We start from the raw sequence: 19,145 nt of genomic DNA on the forward strand, positions 1-19,145 counted from the left end.
TTTGCGGAGTTCTCCAACGCCCGCATCTTGCGGACTCAACGAACTAACCGCCTCAATCCCAACTCCAGATTGCTTCGTCAACTGGAGGCTGTTCTTCCGCTTTGGCTTTTTCCCTGTGCGCCCACGCATTGCCAACATCACCTGCGAACGCCACACTCCCAGCCGACAATACAACTTTCTTTTCGCCTGCCAATTCGATCGCTCGCTCCAATGCGCCGGCAACCTGCTCAACAGATTCAACCGCGATGCCGAGATTTCTCACCTGTTCCGCAATGGATTCAACCGAAGGCGCGCGCGGATGATCTGCTCGTGTTGCGATCACACACTCAAGCCTTGGTTTAAGTTCTTCCAAAATACCTGAAATATCCTTATCTTCCAAAACACAGAATAACAAGATAACAGGTTTACCGGGAAAATACTCGTCAAGCGTTTCCCGTAAACGCAAAGCAGAATCTCGATTGTGAGCCGCATCGATCACAACAGGCGGATCGCGGCGCACCACTTCGAAGCGGGCCCGCCATTTTACCTGAGAAAATCCCTTTTGGATGGATTCATTGGAGAGCGCAATGCCACTTTCTTTGAGGGCCGCATATGCAACTGCCGTATTCTCAATTTGGTGCTCACCCAAGAGCGGAATCGTAACGATAAGTTTTGAAGAAAAGCCTGAAGCAAGATACAGCGTCTGACTCTCCAATGATGCGCCCAATCTTCCATATGTTACATCTTTTCCTACCAGTGTAAATTCACAACCGCCCTCTCTGGCTACACGCTCCAAGACCTCAAGGGCTTCATCTTTTTGCGGGGAGGAAACAACGGGCACACCTTGTTTAATGATGCCCGCCTTCTCGCCTGCGATCTTCGCCAGCGTATCACCCAGCACAGCCATATGATCGTATGAGAGCGAAGTAATCACCGAAACCTTTGGCGTGACAATATTCGTCGCATCCAACCGACCACCCAGCCCGACTTCGATCACGGCGGCAGTGCATCCCTGCTTTGCGAAGGCGAGGAGCCCAAGCGCTGTTGTAATTTCAAATGTAGTGAGTTTGGCAATCTTCGCAACAGCGGGTTTGATCTCTTCAACCAACTCAACCATCAACTCATGTGAGATCGGTTCGCCATTGACCTGTATCCGCTCACAGTAATCGGTCAAATGTGGAGACGTGTATAAACCAACTCGATATCCACCCGCCCGCAACGCCGACGCACATAAGGCACTGACCGAACCCTTGCCCTTCGTCCCTGCTACATGGATGATGGGATATGTGTTTTGCGGGTTGCCCAATTCCTCCATCAACGCGAACATGCGGTCAAGGTTGAACTCCGCCTTCGCAAGTTCGGAGGAATGTTTCAGGCTATAATCCACAAACGAATAAAGATAATCTAAGGCTTTGCTGTATTCGGCTTCGATGTCCATGCGAGGGATTGTAATCGGCGGGCATAATGAATGCAAGGATATATAAATTCAGAGGATTAACATGAGGTTTCAAAAATTCTCCTATCGATTTGCGGAACAAGTTCTAAACAGTAGACTAGCAATAAAACAAGAGATTGAGGATGTGGTAAGCGACAAAATCCTTAAACCAGAAGGATTATCACGTCCTCATTTCAATGAAGTCTTACGATCTTTATTTATTTCAAAAGGCTGGGAAGATCAACCTGCAGTATTTGACGAACAGGGCGACCCTGCTGCAAGAATGGACTTCTTAAAACAAAGGGTTGGAATTGAAGTCGAATTTGGACATGCTTCTTTTCTTGGGATTGATTTGCTCAAATTTCAAGTATCGTCCTACTCAGGTTTAGATAAAATTGACGTTGGGGTGTATGTTGTTACAACAAAAGAATTCCAGCGAAAAATGAAGAATGAATTTAACCAAAACTGGGAGGGAAGTTTAACTTTCGAAAAAATTGTTAAATACCTACCCCATTTTAAGAGCGCAATCCAAGTACCTATTTATGTCATAGGCATAGACTTATAAACAATGCTCGCCACCCTCTCCATTCATCTCCATCTCCCTGCTTGTGCTTCTCTCAAAGAAAAGCGTGGACGGATCAAGCCGCTCATTTCCCGTTTGCACCGAGAGTTCAACGTCTCTGTGGCGGAGATGGATTTGCAAGATAAATGGGATGAGGCCGTCATTGGCTGTGCGATGATCGGGAATGACCATACCTTTTTACAGTCCGCGCTGGGAAATGTGGCAAAATGGGTGGAAGGCAATTGGTCAGATGGGGATGTTTGGGATATGAAGACAGAAATCGTTTGAACGTTTTCACGTTTCAACGTTCGAACGTGAAAACAAGGAGAACACATGGACTTAGGACTTAAAAACAAAGTTGCACTCGTCACCGGCGCTTCACGCGGACTTGGATACGCCACTGCTTTACTCCTTGCGAAGGAAGGGTGCAAGGTTGCGGTCAATTCGCGGGATGATGGGAAGATCAAAGCGGCGGCGGAAAGAATAAACAAGGAAACAGGTACACAGGTAGTAAGTTTTGCTGGCGATGCAAGCGATGCATCCGTGCCCGAAAAGTTGATCCAACACACAGTGGAGGCGTTTGGTGGGCTGGACATTCTGATCGTCAATGCAGGCGGGCCTCCGCGGGCGCATTTGAATCGTTTGATGAGACGGCATGGCAAAAGGCGGTGGACACATCCTTTCTGGCGCATGTCCGCTTGATACGTGCAGCGCTCCCCCACTTGCGGAAGTCGTCCACGCCCAGTGTGTTGACGGTGACATCGTTCACCGTCAAACAACCGCTGGCTAACCTTGTATTGTCGAACAGTGTCCGCGCGGCAACGGTCGGCTTGACCAAGTCGCTGGCGCTGGAACTTGGAAAAGATGGTATCCGTCTTAACTCCATTCTGCCAGGTTGGACGGAGACGGAACGAGTCACAGAGTTGATGAAGGCCCGGGGAACCGCGAACCAAACCTCGGTTGAGGAAGAGACGCGTAAACAGTCCGCAGAGATCGCTCTCGGGCGAATGGCTCAACCGGAAGAGTTCGCAAATGCCGCTGTATTCCTCGTCTCCCCTGCCGCTTCGTATATCACCGGCGTGATGTTGAACGTGGACGGTGGAGTTGTCAAAGGATTGTTTTGATGCTTCGACTGGCTCAGCACAAGTTTACGATTTTAGATTTACGATTGGAGAAACGATGGAAGAGAAAAATTGTTTGAATTGTGGAAAGACGGATGAAAGCGTTCCGTTGTTGAACTTGGTTTTCAAAGGGGAAGCGAAATATATTTGCGCGCAGTGCCTGCCGATCTTGATCCATAAAGTGCATCTGTTGACTGATAAACTACCAGGCGTGGAAGTTCCGCCCACCGCACATTAACTACAATGAGCAAATTATCGTTTCTCGCACGCACATCTTTATTAGTCGCATCCTTCTTCTTTATAGATAAGGTGCTCGCGTTCGTGCGCGTGGGAATCATCTCGCGTCAATACGCGGATTCGGTGGGATTGCTCGATACGTTCAACGCCGCAAATAACCTGCCTGATGTTCTGTTTGCGTTGATCTCGGGCGGCGCATTGGCGATGGCATTCATCCCATTGATGAGCGATTACCTCACCACAAAAGGACGTGCCGCCGCGTGGGACTTGTTCTCACGTGTTGCCAATCTTGCCTCTGTTGTGACGGGCTCCTTTGCCATTCTCATTGCCATCTTTGCCAAGCAGATCGTCGAAGCGCAGGTTGGCATTGCACCTGGGTTCGGTGAGGAACAACGCACTTTGCTCGCTGAACTCATGCGGCTCAATCTTATCGGCACGATCATCTTTTCGATCAGCGGGCTTGTAATGGCAAGCCTGCAAGCCAACCAGCATTTTCTTTTGCCTGCAATGGCGCCCATTTTGTACAACGTCGGCCAGATCTTTGGTGCGATCTTTCTTGTCCCTCGTTTTGGGATCCACGGTCTGGTCTATGGCGTCATTATCGGTGCCGCGTTGCATCTACTTATTCAGATCCCTGGGTTGTTCAAGTATGGCTTTCAATGGACTCCCGCACTCGACCTTCGCCACACAGGTTTGTTGGATGCACTTAAATTACTTGGTCCACGCTTGGTGACGATGTTCGGGATCCAACTGATCGTGATCGCGCGCGACAACCTCGCATCACGGCTTGACCAAGTTGGCGCAGTAACTTCGCTCACGTTCGGCTGGATGATCATGCAGGTACCTGAGACTTTGCTCGGGACAGCCATCGCTACTGCCATGTTGCCGACTCTTGCCGAGCTCGCCTCACGCGAAGATTGGCATGAATTTCGCTCGACAATTGAACGCGCCCTGCGAGTTTTGATCGCCCTCACCATCCCTGTTGCGGCCGTGATGGCGGCAGGGATCAATCCGCTTGTGCGCGCGGTCTTCGGCTTTGACGAGGCCACGTCCACGCTCATCACATGGACAACCCGCGCCTATCTGCTCACATTGACGGGCTTCTCCATTCAAGAGATCGCGGCTCGTTCATTCTATGCCCGCAAGGAACCGATGTTCCCGTTATATGCGGTGCTCATTCGCCTTGCGATCTTCCTCGCGGTTGGCATTACAGGCATTACGCTCTTTAGACATGTAGGCGCACCGATCATCGCGTTGGCAGAACTGGCATTATTGATCGAAGCCATCATCCTCTTCATCTGGCTAAGCAACAAGATGCATGAACCCATCGTCGTGTGGAGCGCAATCGGCAAAGGCGTAGTCGCGGCCATTCTCGGAGGCGTGACAGCCTACAGCTTGGCAGTGATCGTGCCCGGGTCCGCAGTATTGACCGCTTTATTGGGAATGCTCGTTGGTGGACTCATCTGTCTGCCCATCATCTGGTCTGAAATTAAATTGCTATTAAAACTCTAAAAATAAGGACTGTTATAATACCGCCCATGATTCAAAATACTAACTCTGAAGGCACTCAGCCAAATAAACCTGTCACCCCGCAAAAACCAAAACGCGGGCGTAATTTCCTGTTCAACACACTCGGGGTACTTATCCTGTTAGCCATTACGGTCTTCAGCGGGTATCGCGCGGGCATCAACGTGCGCCAGCAAACTCGCGACACTACCATCATGAAGCAACTGGGAGAACAGTTCCAGAATGCACTGGTAGATTTGCAATTCGGTCGCTACGAGATCGCCAAACAACGTTTGGAATGGATTATCCAGAACGACCCGAACTTTCCCGGCGCGCAGGAAAAGCTGACCGAGGTGCTGGTGCAGATCAACCAACAGGAAAATTATGTAGCACCCACGGCCACACCATCACAAGTCCCCACGCCCGATTTCAGCGGCGTTGAAGATGCGTTTACGAAGGCCAAACAATACATTGACGCAAAAGATTGGGCCACCGCGCTCACGGCACTCGACGAAGTGCGCAAGCTTGATTCCAATTATCAGACTTCGCAGGTAGATGGCATGTACTACTTTGCCTTGCGCAATCGTGGATACGATCTCATCACGCAACAAGGCAACCTTGAAGGTGGGATCTACTACCTCACACTGGCCGAACGTTTTGGGCAGTTGGATAACAACGCCAACGGTATTCGCGAAGGGGCACGCTATTACATCCTTGGCGCATCCTTCTGGGAACTGGACTGGAAACAAACCCTGTATTACTTCAATCAGGTTTACGGTGGTTGGTCTGGCTTGTGGGATGGCACGATGACAGCGTCTGAACGATTTCGGGTGGCATCCATGCGGTACGGCGACGAACTCTACGCCGACGATCAATATTGCGATGCCGTCGCACAATACGACAACGCAATGGCAATTGCCCCTCTCGATAAAATATCCGCACCAAATTATGACGAGGCGTACGTGGGTTGTAACCCACCAACACCGACCATCGACCCGAACAGCTTGATCACACCTACCGTTCAAGTGATCGTGACTGAACCATCCGCCACTGAACCACCCGCTACTGAACCGCCTGCCACAGAGCCACCTGCCACTCCATGACACATCCACCCTCCTGGGTTATTGCAGTCACATACTGGCTTCACCTGCTTGCCACCGTTGCATGGATCGGTAGTATCACCGCCACATCCATTCTCTTTTTGCCCGCCGCGAAGAAGGCTTTGAAGCCAGTTGATCATCTTGCCCTCATCGACGAAATGCAAAAAAGGCTTGAGCCCATCGCATGGTTCTGCATGAGTCTCTTACTTCTCACAGGCCTTTTTCAGATGAGCATCAACCCACACTATGATGGCTTTGCATCCACAAGCACACAATGGTCAATGGCGATCCTGATCAAACATATCCTCGGTATCTTCATGGTCGTCGCCAGCGCCATCCAAACATGGGAAGTCATCCCCTCCATTCGCAGATTGCTTTTAAACAAAAGCAAAGCCAATGAAGAACAGATCATCCAACTGCAAAAGCGCGAGACACTCCTCCTACGGATCAACTTCGGACTCTCCATTCTGATCCTGCTCGCCACATCCTTCGCCCGCGCATCATAGACAACTTATTTGAATCAAAACAGCCGCCTCTTTTATAAGGGACGGCTGTTCCTGTTTAATAAACTGTATTCAAACTGACGGAGGTTACGGCACGGCGATGTTAAAGTCAAACTGTTGCGAGGCAACGTAACCATTCTTGAAGCGGGCGCCAACTACCAAATAAACTGTGGTCTCGCCGTTCGGCATTCTCGAAGTCTCAGACTTGGCAACGTATTCCACTGACAGAAGCGCTTCGGTGCCTGCACCTGCACGTTCGCCACCATTGCCCTGACCAGCAACCACACCCTTACCTGCATACTGGAAGCTGGGGCGAGCGGCCACCCAAGTGTACTCTGTATCGCTGGTGACTTTCACAATAGCCGTGTAAGACTCACCGACATTCATTGTTGTGGGCAATCCCTGAACCAATTCAAACGTAACATTAGGCGTAGGAGCTGCAGCTGTTAGCACACCGGTCATCAGGACCATCACTAGTGCCAAACCGACAAAGGAAAATATTTTTTTCATGTTAGCCTCCGCGCCATATTATGCATGAGAAATTCGCTAACATGATCGTATCTTGCATAAAAGTAAAGCTTAAAAGGTTACAGAGAAATCAGCGAAGGAGCTAATACACCGGTGAGATCATAGGCCATTGCACCCGTGATTCGCACAGGCACAATATCACCGATCTTTGCATCGCCTTCGATAAATACCATGCCATCAATCTCAGGCGCATCGCGATAGGAACGCCCAATGGAGATTCCTTTATCCTTGCCTTCCACCAAAACGTTCAACGTCTTGCCAACATACGACTGATTGACCTGCATCGAAATACCTTGTTGTAGTTCCATCAATTGTTCGAAGCGTGCCTGCTTCACTTCGGCAGGGACCGGGTCACCCAACGGCTCACTTGTTGTGCCGGGCTCGAACGAGAATTGGAACGTCCCTACACGATCAAAGCGGATCTCTTGAACAAAGTCCACCAATGCTTGATATTCCTCATCCGTTTCACCAGGGTATCCCACAATGAATGTGGTACGAATGGACAGATCATTGATCTTTGAGCGCATCTTGCCAAGTGTTTTATGAACCCATTCAATATTTGAAGGTCTCTTCATGCGGTACAACGTTTTAGGATGAGCATGTTGTAATGGCATATCGAGGTATGGCAAAACCTGCTTGCTCGAAGCCATCACATCAATAAGGCGATCTGTCACATAGCCGGGATACGCATACATGATGCGAATCCAATCCATATCAGGGACACGAGTCGTCAACTGCTCTAACAGAATCGCCAACCCATCTTTCATTCCAAGGTCATGTCCATAATCGGTTGTATCTTGAGCGATCAAGACCAATTCACGCACACCCATATCCCGCAAGCGACGTGCCTCATTCAGGATGGATTCCACCGGACGCGAGACAGCCGTCCCTTTGATGAGCGGGATCGCGCAGAATGCACATGGCCTGCGGCAACCATCTGCTACTTTGAGGTAAGCACTTGCCCCCGCCACAGAGACACGCATCGCATCATGCTCATCTGAACCAACTGTCTTGGCTTCATCGGGCAAATGATACACAGGTTCAGGGTGTGGACCTTTTCGAATCTCGCGTACCACCTGAACAATATCCATCCAACGACGGGTGCCGAGAACCCCATCCACACCGGGGACTTTCTCTGCCACTTCTGAGCCATAGCGTTGAGTCAAACAACCCGCCGCGATGAGGATCTGATTCTTCTTTTTCCCATCCGCGAGTTCGCGCAACACATTGATCGATTCTTCTTTTGCAGGACCAATAAAGCCACAAGTGTTTACGATCAATACGTTCGCACGTGAGGGATCTTCCACGGCACTGTATCCATCACGGAGAAGCAATTGTGCCATCGAATCCGAGTCAACGGTATTCTTGGCGCAACCCAATGAAACAAGATGAAAGGTATTTTTTGTCACTGATAATTTTTCCTTATAACGATAAAACTATTGTGCCGGTGTCCTTGATGGGATAGGCGTAATGGTCGGGGGTACAGTAGGGCTGGGTGGGACGGTTTCTGTAGGCGTTGGCGATGGAAGCGCCGTCGGTGTAATGATTCCATCTGCACGATAGATATTACTCACGACCTGCCCAAACGTTCCCATCAAGCCGAGGTCGCGTCCGTTATAAGCAACGCGGATAGCTGCGCCGCTTCCTACCAGGACTTCGATCTGACTCTCCGCCTCGAACAGATACGCATTCCCCGGGATAACCCTGCCTTCAAATGCCGTTTTGTCATCCACGATCACACGCATATACGTCCGTTCGACTGCTACCAAATTAACCTGCACGCTGACGTTGATATTCACCGTTGGAATGATAATGGTCGGCGTAGCTTCGCCTGAAAAAGATTCAACAGGCAAAAAGGTCGGGGTCGCCGTAAAAAGCGACGGATCGGGTGAAGCCAACAAAATATCCGAAATGGATGGTGCCGTAGGTTGTACATCACGTTCATTCTGAACGGTCAACACGTAGTTGATGCCCCAGATCGCGAACCCTACAAGTAAAACAGCAACACCGATGCCAAAGATCATATCCCCTGCCACAAAGCTACTGAGTGACATATTCGAGGAAATAATCGGTTGGTTCGGCTTACGCGCAGGCTGTTGCGGATTCTTCTCACGATGACGCGCTTGCAATGCATCGGCAAAACGGAGCAGGATGGCATCCACATCCATATCAAGGAAGGAAGCGTAATTCGATAACATGCCGCGCGTCTGCACAGTGGATGGAAGCCTGTTCATGGCGCCATCTTCGAGCGCTTCAATATAGTGCGCCTTGACATGTGTGTTGCGCTCCACTTCGGCGATGTGTAAGCTCAATGTCTCGCGGCGGTTACGGAGTTCAAAGCCGATCTCTCTGAAAATCTCATCAGAATGTTGAAGATTAACTGGCTGGGAAATGGGCTGAGTAGCATCAACGGGAAGTTGTGTCTGCTCAGGTGATTCAGGAGATTGAACTTCTTCAGTTACAGGCGCTTCTTGTGATTCACTCTTTCGATTGATCCGTGTTGAAATGACAGAACTCAGCCGGTTCAACCATGTCTGCCACAAGCCGTCATTGACATCAGCATTGGGTTGCACCTCTTCCTGAACAGCCTCAACTGTTTCGTCTATAACGGGTTCAGGTTGTGAAGGAGCAGGTTCTTCTGTAATAGCGGGTTGAAGTTCAACAACAGGCTCAGGTTCGGGTATTACTTCCGTCTCAACTTTTTTACGTCCGCGGCGTTTGGGTTTGACTGGCTCGGGTTGAGGTTCGGCCTCTTGGACAGGATCAAGTGTCGGTGGAGGAAGAGGCGCATCTTCTTGAACAGTGATAGGCTCAGGAGTTGAAGGCACCGGTTGGGGAGTTAAGTCCGCAGGCCCGATGATCTCATCACTGGGTGTTTGCGAACGTAATTCATCCAACAATCGGTCAATATCAAGCCCGAGGTATTCGGCATAGTTACGCATGTAGCCACGGGCCTGCACAGGTGAAGGCATCGACGAGAGATCGTCGGCCTCAAGCGCCTGCAAATACACGACACGAATGCGCGTGGCTTGAAACGCCTTTTCAAGCGTGATCTGTTTTTCTTCACGAACAGCTTTGAGTTTTTGGCCGATGGTTTGCGTCATACTACGTTTGGAATAAACGAAACATCACCAGCACCCCATCGAACGGGAATGAACTGGTGATGTCATGGGCAGATGGGAATGAGTTAGGCTTCGGTCGATTCAGCGGCAGGAGTTTCAGCCTGCGCTTCTGCGGCAGGTGCTTCCGCAGTTTCTTCTTCGAACGCTTCACCTTCGCGGTGGACGACAATCTTGATTTCAGGGACCAAGTCCATGGTGAGGCGGACGTGAGCGGTGAATTCACCGAGGTTACGAATGGGTTGCATATCCACCTGATGCTTCTTAACTTCGAAGCGGGTCTGTTCAGAGATGGCGGTAGCAACATCTTGTGTGGTGATGGAGCCATAGAGTTTGCCGGTATCACCAGCCTTGGCGCCAAAGCTCACAACGATCCCGTTGATTTGATCAGCCAGACCCTTGAGCTCAGAGTTCTGTTCTGCGCGGCGGATCTCAGCCTGCTTGCGAACCTTTTCGATCTGCTTGAGCGCGCCTGCAGTGGCGAGCACAGCCAATCCCTGCGGGAGCAGGAAGTTGCGGCCGTAGCCATCGGCGACCTTTTTGATATCGCCCGCGCGGCCCAATTTGTAGACATCTTTAACAAGCATTATTTTCATTGTTCAAGCCCTTTCGTGCTTTTAGAATTTTTACTCGAGCGAAGGGTACTACGCTCGGCGGGGTATTCTACCACGATTCTCAGAGTCGAAAGTCGAACGCCAAAGCATGGTTTGGATGTTCCAGCCTCAATTTTTGCCCTTCTTTAGATATTTTTCTCCAAAAGATCCATATACGCTCCTTCGAGAAGATCGCTTCTTTCGACCCCGAGGCTGGTCATCAATCGAGCGGCTATTTCCTCCCCATCTGCATCGCTCTGCCCCTCTCGCATGACGACTTCCAATTCCATAAATTGACCTAGGCCCTCGACATCGTCCAAGTGAACACGCGTCTGCCCGACAAGATACAGGTAACGTGTCTTTTTCACTACTCCTCGAATGCCGTATGCAAGTTCCAAGACTCGCTTGAGGTTCTCAGGGTCGGATGTATGGGCAATGTGATATTCCGAACGCTTGGGCCCCTCTTGATCAGGGCGGGTGTAATAGATGAGTTGCGCACGGTCAGGTGCAAAGACACGTAATTTCAAACGTCCTTGTGGAACGCTGAAGAAAGTATCCTCTTGTGGAATAACTTCCACAGAAGTGTCGCTTATTTTTTCAGCGCGGGCTTTAATCTCAATAAAATTTCTTGCATAGGCTTTGATCTCAATGTTAGATGGCATGACATTATTTTACTGGGTTTAGCGAGATGATGGCAACACATTTTTATAACACTGTGAATTTCTCAATATAAAAACATTCAAAATCAGTACAGACATATCAAACAAACATAGCATCAATGGTTTATACAAGTGAATAAAAAATCTCTACCACAATTTATATACAAAAAATTTGGATAACAATATCTATTTTGAAAATGTAATGTACTTATCAGACAAGTTAGCTAACACGCCTGCAAAGTTAAATCACTAAAAGTGTTGATATAGTAGCGGCAATAATTTTATTACATAAGGAGTAATAACAAATGTTCAACTTTCGTTCGTCCAAAATGTTAGTCATCGTATTAGTAGTTCTGGTCTTCGCAACAACGGCTTTTGCTTTTGCGGCAACCAACACCGTTCCAGCCACCTACGCTGGTGAAGGCTCCAGCACAACCAGTGGATACACCGTCACCAACATCGTGTACAACCTGAACGCTACCACCCCATCCAACATTGACAGTGTCACATTCTCATTGAACGCCGCCGCCAATACAGTGAAGATCCGTTTGGTGACCACAGGATCATACTATTCCTGCTCCGCCACCAACGCTCCCACCAACACCAACTGGAGTTGTACCACCACAGGCGCAACGGTCTCTGCGGCCAACGAACTGCGCGTGATCGCCACCGAGTAATCCACGCAGGGAACTGCCCCTTAAAGAACAAAGGACCCGCAGACACCACAAGGGAACTGCGGGTTCTTTGTTGCAAAATCGAAACCTAAAGAATGACATTGTATAAACGATTTTTCCCCAATATTACATCAAGCTTCTGGTTCGTCATGATGATCGTGATGTGGCTGGCCTTTGCTCCACGGCAGGCAGGCGGTATGGCATCTTATATCATCGTGATCGGCAACAGCATGGAGCCTAATTTTCATATTGGGGATCTGATCATCGTCCATGAAGAACCGCGATATGAGGTAGGCGATGCAGTCGTTTATGACAACCGCGAGCTTGGCAACTTCGTCTTCCACCGCATTATCGCAGAGAAGTTGGGACGTTTCACACTTAAGGGAGACAATAATTCCTGGACGGATACCTATGAGCCAGCACAACAAGAAGTGCTTGGGAAATTATGGGTATATGTTCCCAAAGGCGGCAGTTTCATTCAAATAATGCGCAACCCTATTGTGATGGCCCTAACCGCAGGCTTACTGGCTGGGTTTATCACGATGGGATTCTTCAAAGGCAAATCGAAAGGCAAAAGACAGATGAACAAAGAGTGGTTTGCTTCGATCAAACAAAAATTACAAACACGGTTAATGAAGGCCGACAACCCTGAACCGTCGAATCCATATACATCTGACCAAGGACATGTAGTAGTGACAATGTTCTTTGCGTTGGGGCTGGTTGCCTTCGTATCTTTCATCCTCGGAATTATTTCCTTTTCAAGACCCGCAACCCGCTTCGCAAAAAACGATATTAGCTACGATCAGTTGGGGTTTTTTATCTATACGGCATCTTCCTCTCAGGGAGTATACGATTCAGGCACTATTCAAAGCGGTGACCCGATCTTTCCTAAATTAACATGTGTGGTTGACATGAACTTTCAATATACGCTTGTGAGTCAACAGGCAGAGAATATTTCAGGGACCTACCAATTGACCGCCACTATTGCAGAAACAACCAGTGGATGGCAAAGAACATTAGCCCTGCAAGATGAAGCGACGTTCAAAGGCAACACCTTTGGCACGAATGCAAAGCTTGACTTGTGCAAAATGGAAAGGCTGACACAAGCCATGGAAGAAGGCACAGATTTTCATCCAGGCGCGTATACGTTGACCATCTCTCCCAACATCAAGGTAGCAGGCACGATCTCAAATCACGCTTTGGAAAGCACATTCAATCCCGCGCTTGCTTTCACGTACGACCGTATTCATTTTTATCTGGTCAACGATGAAGAACAAGGGACTTTGTTGAATGTGAGTGAGACAGGCGTTATCAGCAACGAAGAAGAACAGGCCAATACTGTAAAGTTCTTCGGCAAAGAGTTTGCCGTACCCGCGCTTAGACTGATCGCCGTGATAGGCTTGATCCTTTCATTGGGCGGTTTGTTGTTCTTAGGGTCAAAACTGCAAGCACTCTCCAAAAGCGACCCATCGCAATTCATTCGTGCAAAGTTTGGGTCAATGATGATCGACATTCAACATGCCAACGTAGTTGATTCAAAAACGACTATTGATGTATCGTCCATTGATGATCTGGGCAAGCTGGCAGAGCGTTTTAATGCCATGATCCTTCACACTGAATTCAGCGAATCACACGCCTATTACGTTCAGGATGAAGGGACAACGTATCGATTTGTGATGGGGCGTCAGGAAACAGGATCAAATGTCCCGAAGAAAGATGCGGGGAAGGAGTTGCAATGAAGACATTTATCCCTCGTCTTGTGATCGGTGTAGTGATCGCGCTGGTTGTAGTCAGCACTCTTTCTGCATTTGCCGCTGTGAATGTTGTGCCAGTCACCCACCTTGGACAGGTGATCAACTCAGTCACAGCCAATGCGCTCAAACCATCAGCCTGTTCCGCCATCAATTTGACAACCGTGGTGGTTTGCACCGGCGGGAATTGCGACGGAACTGGTTCGAATGAATTATTGTTAGGCACTGCAAATGCCGAAAGGATCAGGGGGCGTGGCGGCACAGACTGCCTAGTTGGCGGAGGAGGCGACGATCAATTGGTAGGCAATGGTGCCAGTGACATTTGCATCGGTGGGCCGGGGAATGACACCTTTACCACCTGTGAAACGCAGACCCAATAATTAAAGAAGACAGACAATAAAACAAGCCAGCCTTTTGAAGGCTGGCTTGTTTTATTGTGCACGTAAGGAGGACTTTCACGCACCCCATTGGGTGAATCCCCCCATACCCATCATCGGGTAAAAACATACAATATCCAACAGAAAACCATGACGAAAAGTCTGTTCACTCTGTTCATTTTCTGTGTCGCCATCGGGATCATTATTTTCCCGGTCTATGCATTTGCCTCTACCGATTCAGGGCCACAGGCATCAGGCGAGGGTATCGGTACGATCAGCGGCTGGGTAGTCTCCAATGTGGAATATCAATCCTCGAATGATCCATCCCTTGTGGGGGGAGTAAGCTTCGATCTCGATAAAGCGGCTGGTAATGTTTCAGCAAAAATCAGCTCAACTTCACAATATGCAAATTGCTCGAACGTATACGAATACCACTGGCGCTGTGACTTTCCAGCGGGGATCAGCATTGCCAGCATGGACAAACTCCACGTTATCGCAACAGGCAATTAATTCACATTCATAAACCCAAATATGCGCCACATACCGCGCATCATCTTGTGACCGAAATCTGGATTCATGAATTGATTCGGACACGACCCCGGAATGACAGCGATGCCATTCGCTTTGCATTTCTCCACCGCATCCTGTGAAACGCTGGTCATGCCTGCCGCAAGGCCGGGCTTGGTACCCATCATGCAATGCATCCAAATGTGTTTGACGCCAAGCTCTACGCATTGTTGGACGAGTTGATCGGTCACTTTCGGGTTGGCCAAGATGAAAACCGCATCGGGTTTCTCAGGGATGGATTTCAGATCGGGATAACATACAACACCATCATAAGAGGAAATACGCGGGTTAACCGGGAAGACCTGATATCCACCCTCCTTGAATTTTTGATACGCCAAGTTACAACCTGTTTCGCGTTTATCCGAAACACCCACCACTGCGATCTTCTTCTGCGAGAGAAAACCCTGCACCATCGTATCTAGCTTTGCCATAATCCATTCTCCTTACTCATTTCAAATATAGACATAATCCATTCTACGCACGAGAGAACGAAAAGTTCGTTATCTTTGGACTAAAATGCCTATTACAAAAATCACTACTTTAAACTAAAAGAGGAAGAATGAGTATTCAGGACGCTTACAACAAATGGTCGGATATCTACGATACGAACATGAATCTGACTCGTGACCTCGATTCAAACGTAACCCGAGGCCTGCTCGCCAATCGACGGTTTGATTCCATCCTCGAGCTGGGATGCGGAACCGGCAAGAACACGTTGTTCTTCGCGGAGGTCGGGATCCATGTCCATGCGCTCGATTTTTCGCAAGGCATGATCGAGAAGGCAAAGGAGAAGGTCAAGGCCGGGAACGTCCGTTTTGAGACAGCGGATTTGACAAAACGCTGGCCGTGTGAAGACGTGGCGTACGATCTCATCTCGTGCAACCTCGTCTTGGAGCATATCGAGGCACTTCCCCACATCTTCCATGAGGCCACACGGGTATTGAAACCCAACGGGATGTTCCTCCTCAACGAATTACACCCGTTTAAACAATACAGCGGATCAAAGGCACGGTTTGAGCAGGCAGGCGGGACGGTCGAGGTGGAGGCGTTCGTCCATCACATCTCTGATTTCACCAATGCGGCTGAAGTCAGCGGACTGACATTGGTCAAGCTGAACGAATACTGGCACGAGGAAGATCAAGGCAAGCCGCCGCGATTGGTCTCGTTCGTATTCGAGAAGCGTTCGGGATAATATTTCTCTTACAAAACTCTTATCGTCAGGCAAATGGTTCCGATTAAAATATTTAGCGATCACAAAGAATTTTTGCGACATTCCGTTTTTCAGGAGGCAACATGACCGAAACCACTCAACAGTTTACGTTTAAAGCAGAGACCAAACAACTGCTTAATATCCTGATCCACTCTTTATACAAGGACCGAGAAGTATTCCTGCGGGAATTGCTTTCAAACGCGTCAGATGCGTTGAACCGCATGCGCTTCGAGATGGTCACCAACCAGAATGTACTCGATTCCAAAGCGGAGCTGAGCATCCATATCGAGGTGGATAAAGACAAAAACACACTCGTCATCACCGACACCGGCATCGGCATGACACGCGATGAGATCATCGAGAATTTAGGGACAATCGCTCAATCTGGCGCGCGGAATTTCATCGAAGCGGCCAAAGGCAAGAATGACGACATTTCCAAGGTGATCGGGCAATTCGGGGTGGGATTCTATTCTGTGTTCATGGTGGCCGAATCGGTACGGGTGATCTCGCGTTCGTTCAAGCCTGAGGCGGAGGCGGTGAGTTGGTACGCTACCGGCGAGGATAATTTCATTATCGGCGCGGCAGACAAAAGCGAGAGAGGGACGCGGATCGAAGTCAAATTAAAAGAGGATGCCTCTGAATTCGCCGAAGAATATCGCCTGAAGAATATCATCCACAAACATTCTGATTACATCGGCTTCCCCATTTACATGGGCGATGGCAAGGACGCGGTCAACAAGCAAACTTCGCTGTGGCGCACACCACGCAAGGATGTGACTGACGAGCAGTACAAAGAGTTTTACAAACAGACCACGTTGGATTTCGAAGACCCACTCGCACACATCCACATGGTGACCGATGCACCGGTGCAGTTGTATGCGCTGTTGTATATCCCCGGCAAATCGGAACGCAGTATGTTCTCACTGCGCAAAGAGGACGGGTTGAAGTTGTACACGCGCAACATTTTGATCGACGAATACAACAAGGACCTGTTGCCCGAATACCTGCGCTTCGTGCAAGGCGTGGTGGACTCGGAAGATTTGCCGCTCAACGTCTCTCGTGAAACTGTTCAAGCCAGCGGACTGATGCCCAAGCTGAAGAAGGTGTTGACAGGCCAGGTAATGCGCGAGTTGGAGAACATGGCGAAGAACAAAGCCGAGACCTATCAAACGTTCTGGCAGGAGTTCGGCGTGTATCTCAAGCAAGGCATCGCCGCCAACCCAGCGGACGCCGATACGATCAATCCGTTGTTGCGCTTCAAAACCAATTTAAATCCTGAAGTGTGGTCATCATTGGAAGATTATGTGGGACGCATGAAAGATGGGCAGAAGGAAATCTTCTACATCGTGGGCGAAGACCCGAAGTCTGTGTTGCGAAGCCCACATTTGGATTACTTCCATTCACAGGGCACAGAAGTGTTACTGCTCACCGACCCGATGGATTCGTTCATGTTGATGGGCTTGCGCAAGTACAAGGATTTCGATCTGAAGAACGTATCGCAAGCGGAAGTGGACACAACTAAAAAGACAGAGAACCAACCCGAAGAAGAGAAGATCCCCGATACGGATTTCACTTCGCTGGTGGAGCAGTTCAAAAAGGTGTTGGGCGAACGCGTGACCGATGTGCGCGCCAGCAATCGTTTGACCCAGTCTGTGGCGCGGTTGGCAGATGCAGATAACAACGTCAATCCCGAAATGCAACGTGTGTATAAGTATCTTGGTCAGGACTATGACGCGCCCAAGAAAGTGTTGGAGTTGAATCCGTCACATTCCATCTTGAAGAACCTACTCGGCCTTGAAGTTGGCTCAGAACTGCAGACCATCATCATCGAGCAAATTTATGATAGCGCCCTACTCGTAGAAGGACTACACCCCGACCCATCGAGCATCGCTCCTCGTGTTCAACAGATCATTGAAGCGGCGCTGGCGCGTAAAGCCTGAGCCGCATAAAGACTAACCACGGAGACACGAAAACACGGAGAAAATCTTTGAAAAACTCCGTGACTCTGTGTCTCTGTGGTTAGGACGTGACTTTCTTCCCCACTCTATTTCAACCTTTGCAAATCAATAATCTTTTTTCTCCCGCCACCCGGTGATTAATTTTAACAGGAAGGTCTATTACACTGGAATTACCAGAAAGGAGTACCCATGAGCGAAAAAAGAAAGTCGAAGCGGAAGAAGATCATGGCGTTCACGCCCGTATACAACCCTACGAGAACGGTTCTGTATGGCTACATCGGGAATCTGACCATGATGGGGGCGCTGGTGATCGGGGAAAAAGAACTGGAGGTGGGGGCAGAATCTGACCTTCATCATTGACTTCCCTGAAACTCCTGAGTTCTCTACCCATAAGATGAAGGTCATGGCCAGGGTGATCTGGAACAAATGGGAACCAGTTGACAGTTCAGGATGTCACTGCTGGCTAAAACCGAAGGGGAAATTTTCAAATGGGGGTTTCCCCGCATTCTTTATTTTTTCAACTCGACAGTTTTTATATTTTCCTTGACACACTCCTGCAACGTAAAAAAGTTTTACTGGTGCTATAGTAGGCGCATAAGACAACATCCGATAAAGGCAAAACCGGTGAAAGCCGGTGACGCAAAGCCATGGGTCTACCGTCATACTAGAGATGACCACGACCGCCAGGCCGCCGAAGATCACAAAGTTTTTTTGTGCGAATTTGGCCTGGCTACTACAGCCAGGTTTTTTATTCGGATGGCATGTCTACCTTGAGAAAGTTCGTTTCACAAGCGCGGATCGACAAAAGCCTGTCCGCAAACAAAAGGAGTATTGCCATGTTTCGTAATTTCAAAGTTCTATTGATCGCGTTTGCCGTCCTCGTCCTTGCAGCAAGCAGCTACGCTTTCGCTGCAGCCATCACAGGTATCCCAGACAGCAAAGCAGGTACAGGTTCGGGAACTGTCACTGGGTACGTTGTCAGTAATGTTGCCTACACATTCAATACAAGCGATCCGACCCTTCTTGACCAGGTTGATTTCACATTAGACGCGACAGCTACCTCGGTAAAGATACAAGTAAATACTGTTGCCGGTGACTGGTATACCTGCACTAATGTTTTGACTGATTGGACCTGCATCACAACCAGCCCACAAGCGACGACCGCCACCATGGACACGCTCACGATAGTCGCCAGCGACCATTAATCGGTAAGATGCAAACAAATAAATCTTGATCCGATGGTTTTGGAAATACGGCCTGACCTCT

General features: G+C 49.1%; 20 protein-coding genes, 2 pseudogenes and 1 riboswitch. Of the genes and pseudogenes, 15 read left to right on the forward strand and 7 right to left on the reverse strand.

Annotated elements, in window-relative coordinates:
* Nucleotides 1–52 precede the first annotated feature (52 nt).
* A complete protein-coding gene (locus IPP66_22245; GenBank protein MBK9928003.1) occupies nucleotides 53–1,417 on the reverse strand; it encodes a bifunctional folylpolyglutamate synthase/dihydrofolate synthase in 1,365 nt (454 codons plus the stop codon).
* Between the two features lie 55 nt (nucleotides 1,418–1,472).
* Between IPP66_22245 and IPP66_22250 the strand changes: the two genes are divergently transcribed.
* From IPP66_22250 to IPP66_22280, 7 genes and pseudogenes are all read left to right on the forward strand, one after another.
* The gene (locus tag IPP66_22250) at nucleotides 1,473–1,979 is read left to right on the forward strand and encodes a restriction endonuclease (protein ID MBK9928004.1); all 507 of its coding nucleotides are present in this window, start codon (nucleotides 1,473–1,475) and stop codon (nucleotides 1,977–1,979) included.
* Nucleotides 1,980–1,982: 3 nt separating this feature from the next.
* Nucleotides 1,983–2,264, forward strand: a complete 282-nt coding sequence (locus tag IPP66_22255) for a DUF503 domain-containing protein (protein MBK9928005.1) — start codon at nucleotides 1,983–1,985, stop codon at nucleotides 2,262–2,264.
* A gap of 45 nt (nucleotides 2,265–2,309) precedes the next feature.
* Nucleotides 2,310–3,100: pseudogene (locus IPP66_22260) on the forward strand (SDR family oxidoreductase).
* Nucleotides 3,101–3,155: 55 nt separating this feature from the next.
* Nucleotides 3,156–3,335 (forward strand): hypothetical protein, encoded by a 180-nt coding sequence (locus tag IPP66_22265; protein ID MBK9928006.1) that lies wholly within the window; start codon nucleotides 3,156–3,158, stop codon nucleotides 3,333–3,335.
* 5 nt (nucleotides 3,336–3,340) lie between these two features.
* A complete protein-coding gene (locus IPP66_22270) occupies nucleotides 3,341–4,846 on the forward strand; it encodes a murein biosynthesis integral membrane protein MurJ (protein ID MBK9928007.1) in 1,506 nt (501 codons plus the stop codon).
* Between the two features lie 1,028 nt (nucleotides 4,847–5,874).
* A pseudogene (locus IPP66_22275) lies at nucleotides 5,875–5,940 on the forward strand (XRE family transcriptional regulator).
* Nucleotides 5,940–6,446, forward strand: coding sequence for a CopD family protein (locus tag IPP66_22280; GenBank protein ID MBK9928008.1), 507 nt, complete (start codon nucleotides 5,940–5,942; stop codon nucleotides 6,444–6,446). Before IPP66_22275 ends, IPP66_22280 begins: the two are co-directional and overlap by 1 nt.
* 84 nt (nucleotides 6,447–6,530) lie before the next feature.
* Here the strand turns inward: IPP66_22280 and IPP66_22285 are convergent, their stop codons facing one another.
* From IPP66_22285 to IPP66_22305, 5 genes are all read right to left on the reverse strand, one after another.
* Nucleotides 6,531–6,953 carry a hypothetical protein gene (locus IPP66_22285; GenBank protein MBK9928009.1) on the reverse strand — a complete coding sequence of 141 codons (423 nt, stop codon included), beginning with the start codon at nucleotides 6,951–6,953 and terminating at the stop codon, nucleotides 6,531–6,533.
* A 77-nt stretch (nucleotides 6,954–7,030) separates the two neighbouring features.
* On the reverse strand, nucleotides 7,031–8,380 hold the full coding sequence (rimO, locus tag IPP66_22290) for a 30S ribosomal protein S12 methylthiotransferase RimO (protein ID MBK9928010.1): 1,350 nt from the start codon (nucleotides 8,378–8,380) through the stop codon (nucleotides 7,031–7,033).
* A gap of 27 nt (nucleotides 8,381–8,407) precedes the next feature.
* The gene (locus IPP66_22295; protein MBK9928011.1) at nucleotides 8,408–10,075 is read right to left on the reverse strand and encodes a DUF4115 domain-containing protein; all 1,668 of its coding nucleotides are present in this window, start codon (nucleotides 10,073–10,075) and stop codon (nucleotides 8,408–8,410) included.
* An 83-nt stretch (nucleotides 10,076–10,158) separates the two neighbouring features.
* Complete coding sequence (locus IPP66_22300) at nucleotides 10,159–10,677, reverse strand: 50S ribosomal protein L9 (protein ID MBK9928012.1); 519 nt, start codon at nucleotides 10,675–10,677, stop codon at nucleotides 10,159–10,161.
* Nucleotides 10,678–10,829: 152 nt separating this feature from the next.
* A complete protein-coding gene (locus tag IPP66_22305) occupies nucleotides 10,830–11,345 on the reverse strand; it encodes a class IV adenylate cyclase (protein MBK9928013.1) in 516 nt (171 codons plus the stop codon).
* A 302-nt stretch (nucleotides 11,346–11,647) separates the two neighbouring features.
* Between IPP66_22305 and IPP66_22310 the strand changes: the two genes are divergently transcribed.
* From IPP66_22310 to IPP66_22325, 4 genes are all read left to right on the forward strand, one after another.
* Nucleotides 11,648–12,019, forward strand: a complete 372-nt coding sequence (locus IPP66_22310; GenBank protein MBK9928014.1) for a hypothetical protein — start codon at nucleotides 11,648–11,650, stop codon at nucleotides 12,017–12,019.
* 92 nt (nucleotides 12,020–12,111) lie between these two features.
* The gene (locus IPP66_22315) at nucleotides 12,112–13,755 is read left to right on the forward strand and encodes a signal peptidase I (GenBank protein MBK9928015.1); all 1,644 of its coding nucleotides are present in this window, start codon (nucleotides 12,112–12,114) and stop codon (nucleotides 13,753–13,755) included.
* Nucleotides 13,752–14,147: a hypothetical protein gene (locus IPP66_22320; protein MBK9928016.1), complete on the forward strand. Its 396-nt coding sequence runs from the start codon at nucleotides 13,752–13,754 to the stop codon at nucleotides 14,145–14,147. Before IPP66_22315 ends, IPP66_22320 begins: the two co-directional genes overlap by 4 nt.
* Before the next feature lie 147 nt (nucleotides 14,148–14,294).
* Entirely contained in the window at nucleotides 14,295–14,654 is a 360-nt protein-coding gene (locus IPP66_22325; protein MBK9928017.1) for a hypothetical protein, read from the forward strand.
* Here IPP66_22325 and IPP66_22330 read toward each other — a convergent pair.
* Nucleotides 14,651–15,142 (reverse strand): CoA-binding protein, encoded by a 492-nt coding sequence (locus IPP66_22330; protein ID MBK9928018.1) that lies wholly within the window; start codon nucleotides 15,140–15,142, stop codon nucleotides 14,651–14,653. The two genes, IPP66_22325 and IPP66_22330, sit on opposite strands and share 4 nt — an antisense overlap.
* A gap of 128 nt (nucleotides 15,143–15,270) precedes the next feature.
* Here IPP66_22330 and IPP66_22335 point away from each other — a divergent pair, with 128 nt between their 5' ends.
* From IPP66_22335 to IPP66_22350, 4 genes are all read left to right on the forward strand, one after another.
* On the forward strand, nucleotides 15,271–15,903 hold the full coding sequence (locus tag IPP66_22335) for a methyltransferase domain-containing protein (protein ID MBK9928019.1): 633 nt from the start codon (nucleotides 15,271–15,273) through the stop codon (nucleotides 15,901–15,903).
* Nucleotides 15,904–16,004: 101 nt separating this feature from the next.
* The gene (gene htpG / locus IPP66_22340) at nucleotides 16,005–17,861 is read left to right on the forward strand and encodes a molecular chaperone HtpG (GenBank protein ID MBK9928020.1); all 1,857 of its coding nucleotides are present in this window, start codon (nucleotides 16,005–16,007) and stop codon (nucleotides 17,859–17,861) included.
* A 207-nt stretch (nucleotides 17,862–18,068) separates the two neighbouring features.
* Nucleotides 18,069–18,239 (forward strand): hypothetical protein, encoded by a 171-nt coding sequence (locus IPP66_22345; protein ID MBK9928021.1) that lies wholly within the window; start codon nucleotides 18,069–18,071, stop codon nucleotides 18,237–18,239.
* A gap of 244 nt (nucleotides 18,240–18,483) precedes the next feature.
* Nucleotides 18,484–18,575: riboswitch (cyclic di-GMP riboswitch) on the forward strand.
* Nucleotides 18,576–18,715: 140 nt separating this feature from the next.
* Nucleotides 18,716–19,084: a hypothetical protein gene (locus IPP66_22350; GenBank protein ID MBK9928022.1), complete on the forward strand. Its 369-nt coding sequence runs from the start codon at nucleotides 18,716–18,718 to the stop codon at nucleotides 19,082–19,084.
* Nucleotides 19,085–19,145 lie beyond the last annotated feature (61 nt).

The sequence above is a fragment of the Candidatus Defluviilinea proxima genome, from assembly GCA_016721115.1.
Classification (GTDB): Bacteria; Chloroflexota; Anaerolineae; order Anaerolineales; family Villigracilaceae; genus Defluviilinea; species Defluviilinea proxima.

What these genes read in the sequence shown, in the direction of transcription:
- IPP66_22245 (MBK9928003.1), bottom strand. Translation starts at nt 1,417, where the DNA reads ATGGACATCGAAGCCGAATACAGCAAAGCCTTAGATTATCTTTATTCG.
- IPP66_22255 (MBK9928005.1), top strand. Translation starts at nt 1,983, where the DNA reads ATGCTCGCCACCCTCTCCATTCATCTCCATCTCCCTGCTTGTGCTTCT.
- IPP66_22265 (MBK9928006.1), top strand. Translation starts at nt 3,156, where the DNA reads ATGGAAGAGAAAAATTGTTTGAATTGTGGAAAGACGGATGAAAGCGTT.
- IPP66_22270 (MBK9928007.1), top strand. Translation starts at nt 3,341, where the DNA reads ATGAGCAAATTATCGTTTCTCGCACGCACATCTTTATTAGTCGCATCC.
- IPP66_22280 (MBK9928008.1), top strand. Translation starts at nt 5,940, where the DNA reads ATGACACATCCACCCTCCTGGGTTATTGCAGTCACATACTGGCTTCAC.
- IPP66_22285 (MBK9928009.1), bottom strand. Translation starts at nt 6,953, where the DNA reads ATGAAAAAAATATTTTCCTTTGTCGGTTTGGCACTAGTGATGGTCCTG.
- IPP66_22295 (MBK9928011.1), bottom strand. Translation starts at nt 10,075, where the DNA reads ATGACGCAAACCATCGGCCAAAAACTCAAAGCTGTTCGTGAAGAAAAA.
- IPP66_22300 (MBK9928012.1), bottom strand. Translation starts at nt 10,677, where the DNA reads ATGCTTGTTAAAGATGTCTACAAATTGGGCCGCGCGGGCGATATCAAA.
- IPP66_22305 (MBK9928013.1), bottom strand. Translation starts at nt 11,345, where the DNA reads ATGCCATCTAACATTGAGATCAAAGCCTATGCAAGAAATTTTATTGAG.
- IPP66_22310 (MBK9928014.1), top strand. Translation starts at nt 11,648, where the DNA reads ATGTTCAACTTTCGTTCGTCCAAAATGTTAGTCATCGTATTAGTAGTT.
- IPP66_22315 (MBK9928015.1), top strand. Translation starts at nt 12,112, where the DNA reads ATGACATTGTATAAACGATTTTTCCCCAATATTACATCAAGCTTCTGG.
- IPP66_22320 (MBK9928016.1), top strand. Translation starts at nt 13,752, where the DNA reads ATGAAGACATTTATCCCTCGTCTTGTGATCGGTGTAGTGATCGCGCTG.
- IPP66_22325 (MBK9928017.1), top strand. Translation starts at nt 14,295, where the DNA reads ATGACGAAAAGTCTGTTCACTCTGTTCATTTTCTGTGTCGCCATCGGG.
- IPP66_22330 (MBK9928018.1), bottom strand. Translation starts at nt 15,142, where the DNA reads ATGGCAAAGCTAGATACGATGGTGCAGGGTTTTCTCTCGCAGAAGAAG.
- IPP66_22335 (MBK9928019.1), top strand. Translation starts at nt 15,271, where the DNA reads ATGAGTATTCAGGACGCTTACAACAAATGGTCGGATATCTACGATACG.
- htpG (MBK9928020.1), top strand. Translation starts at nt 16,005, where the DNA reads ATGACCGAAACCACTCAACAGTTTACGTTTAAAGCAGAGACCAAACAA.
- IPP66_22345 (MBK9928021.1), top strand. Translation starts at nt 18,069, where the DNA reads ATGAGCGAAAAAAGAAAGTCGAAGCGGAAGAAGATCATGGCGTTCACG.
- IPP66_22350 (MBK9928022.1), top strand. Translation starts at nt 18,716, where the DNA reads ATGTTTCGTAATTTCAAAGTTCTATTGATCGCGTTTGCCGTCCTCGTC.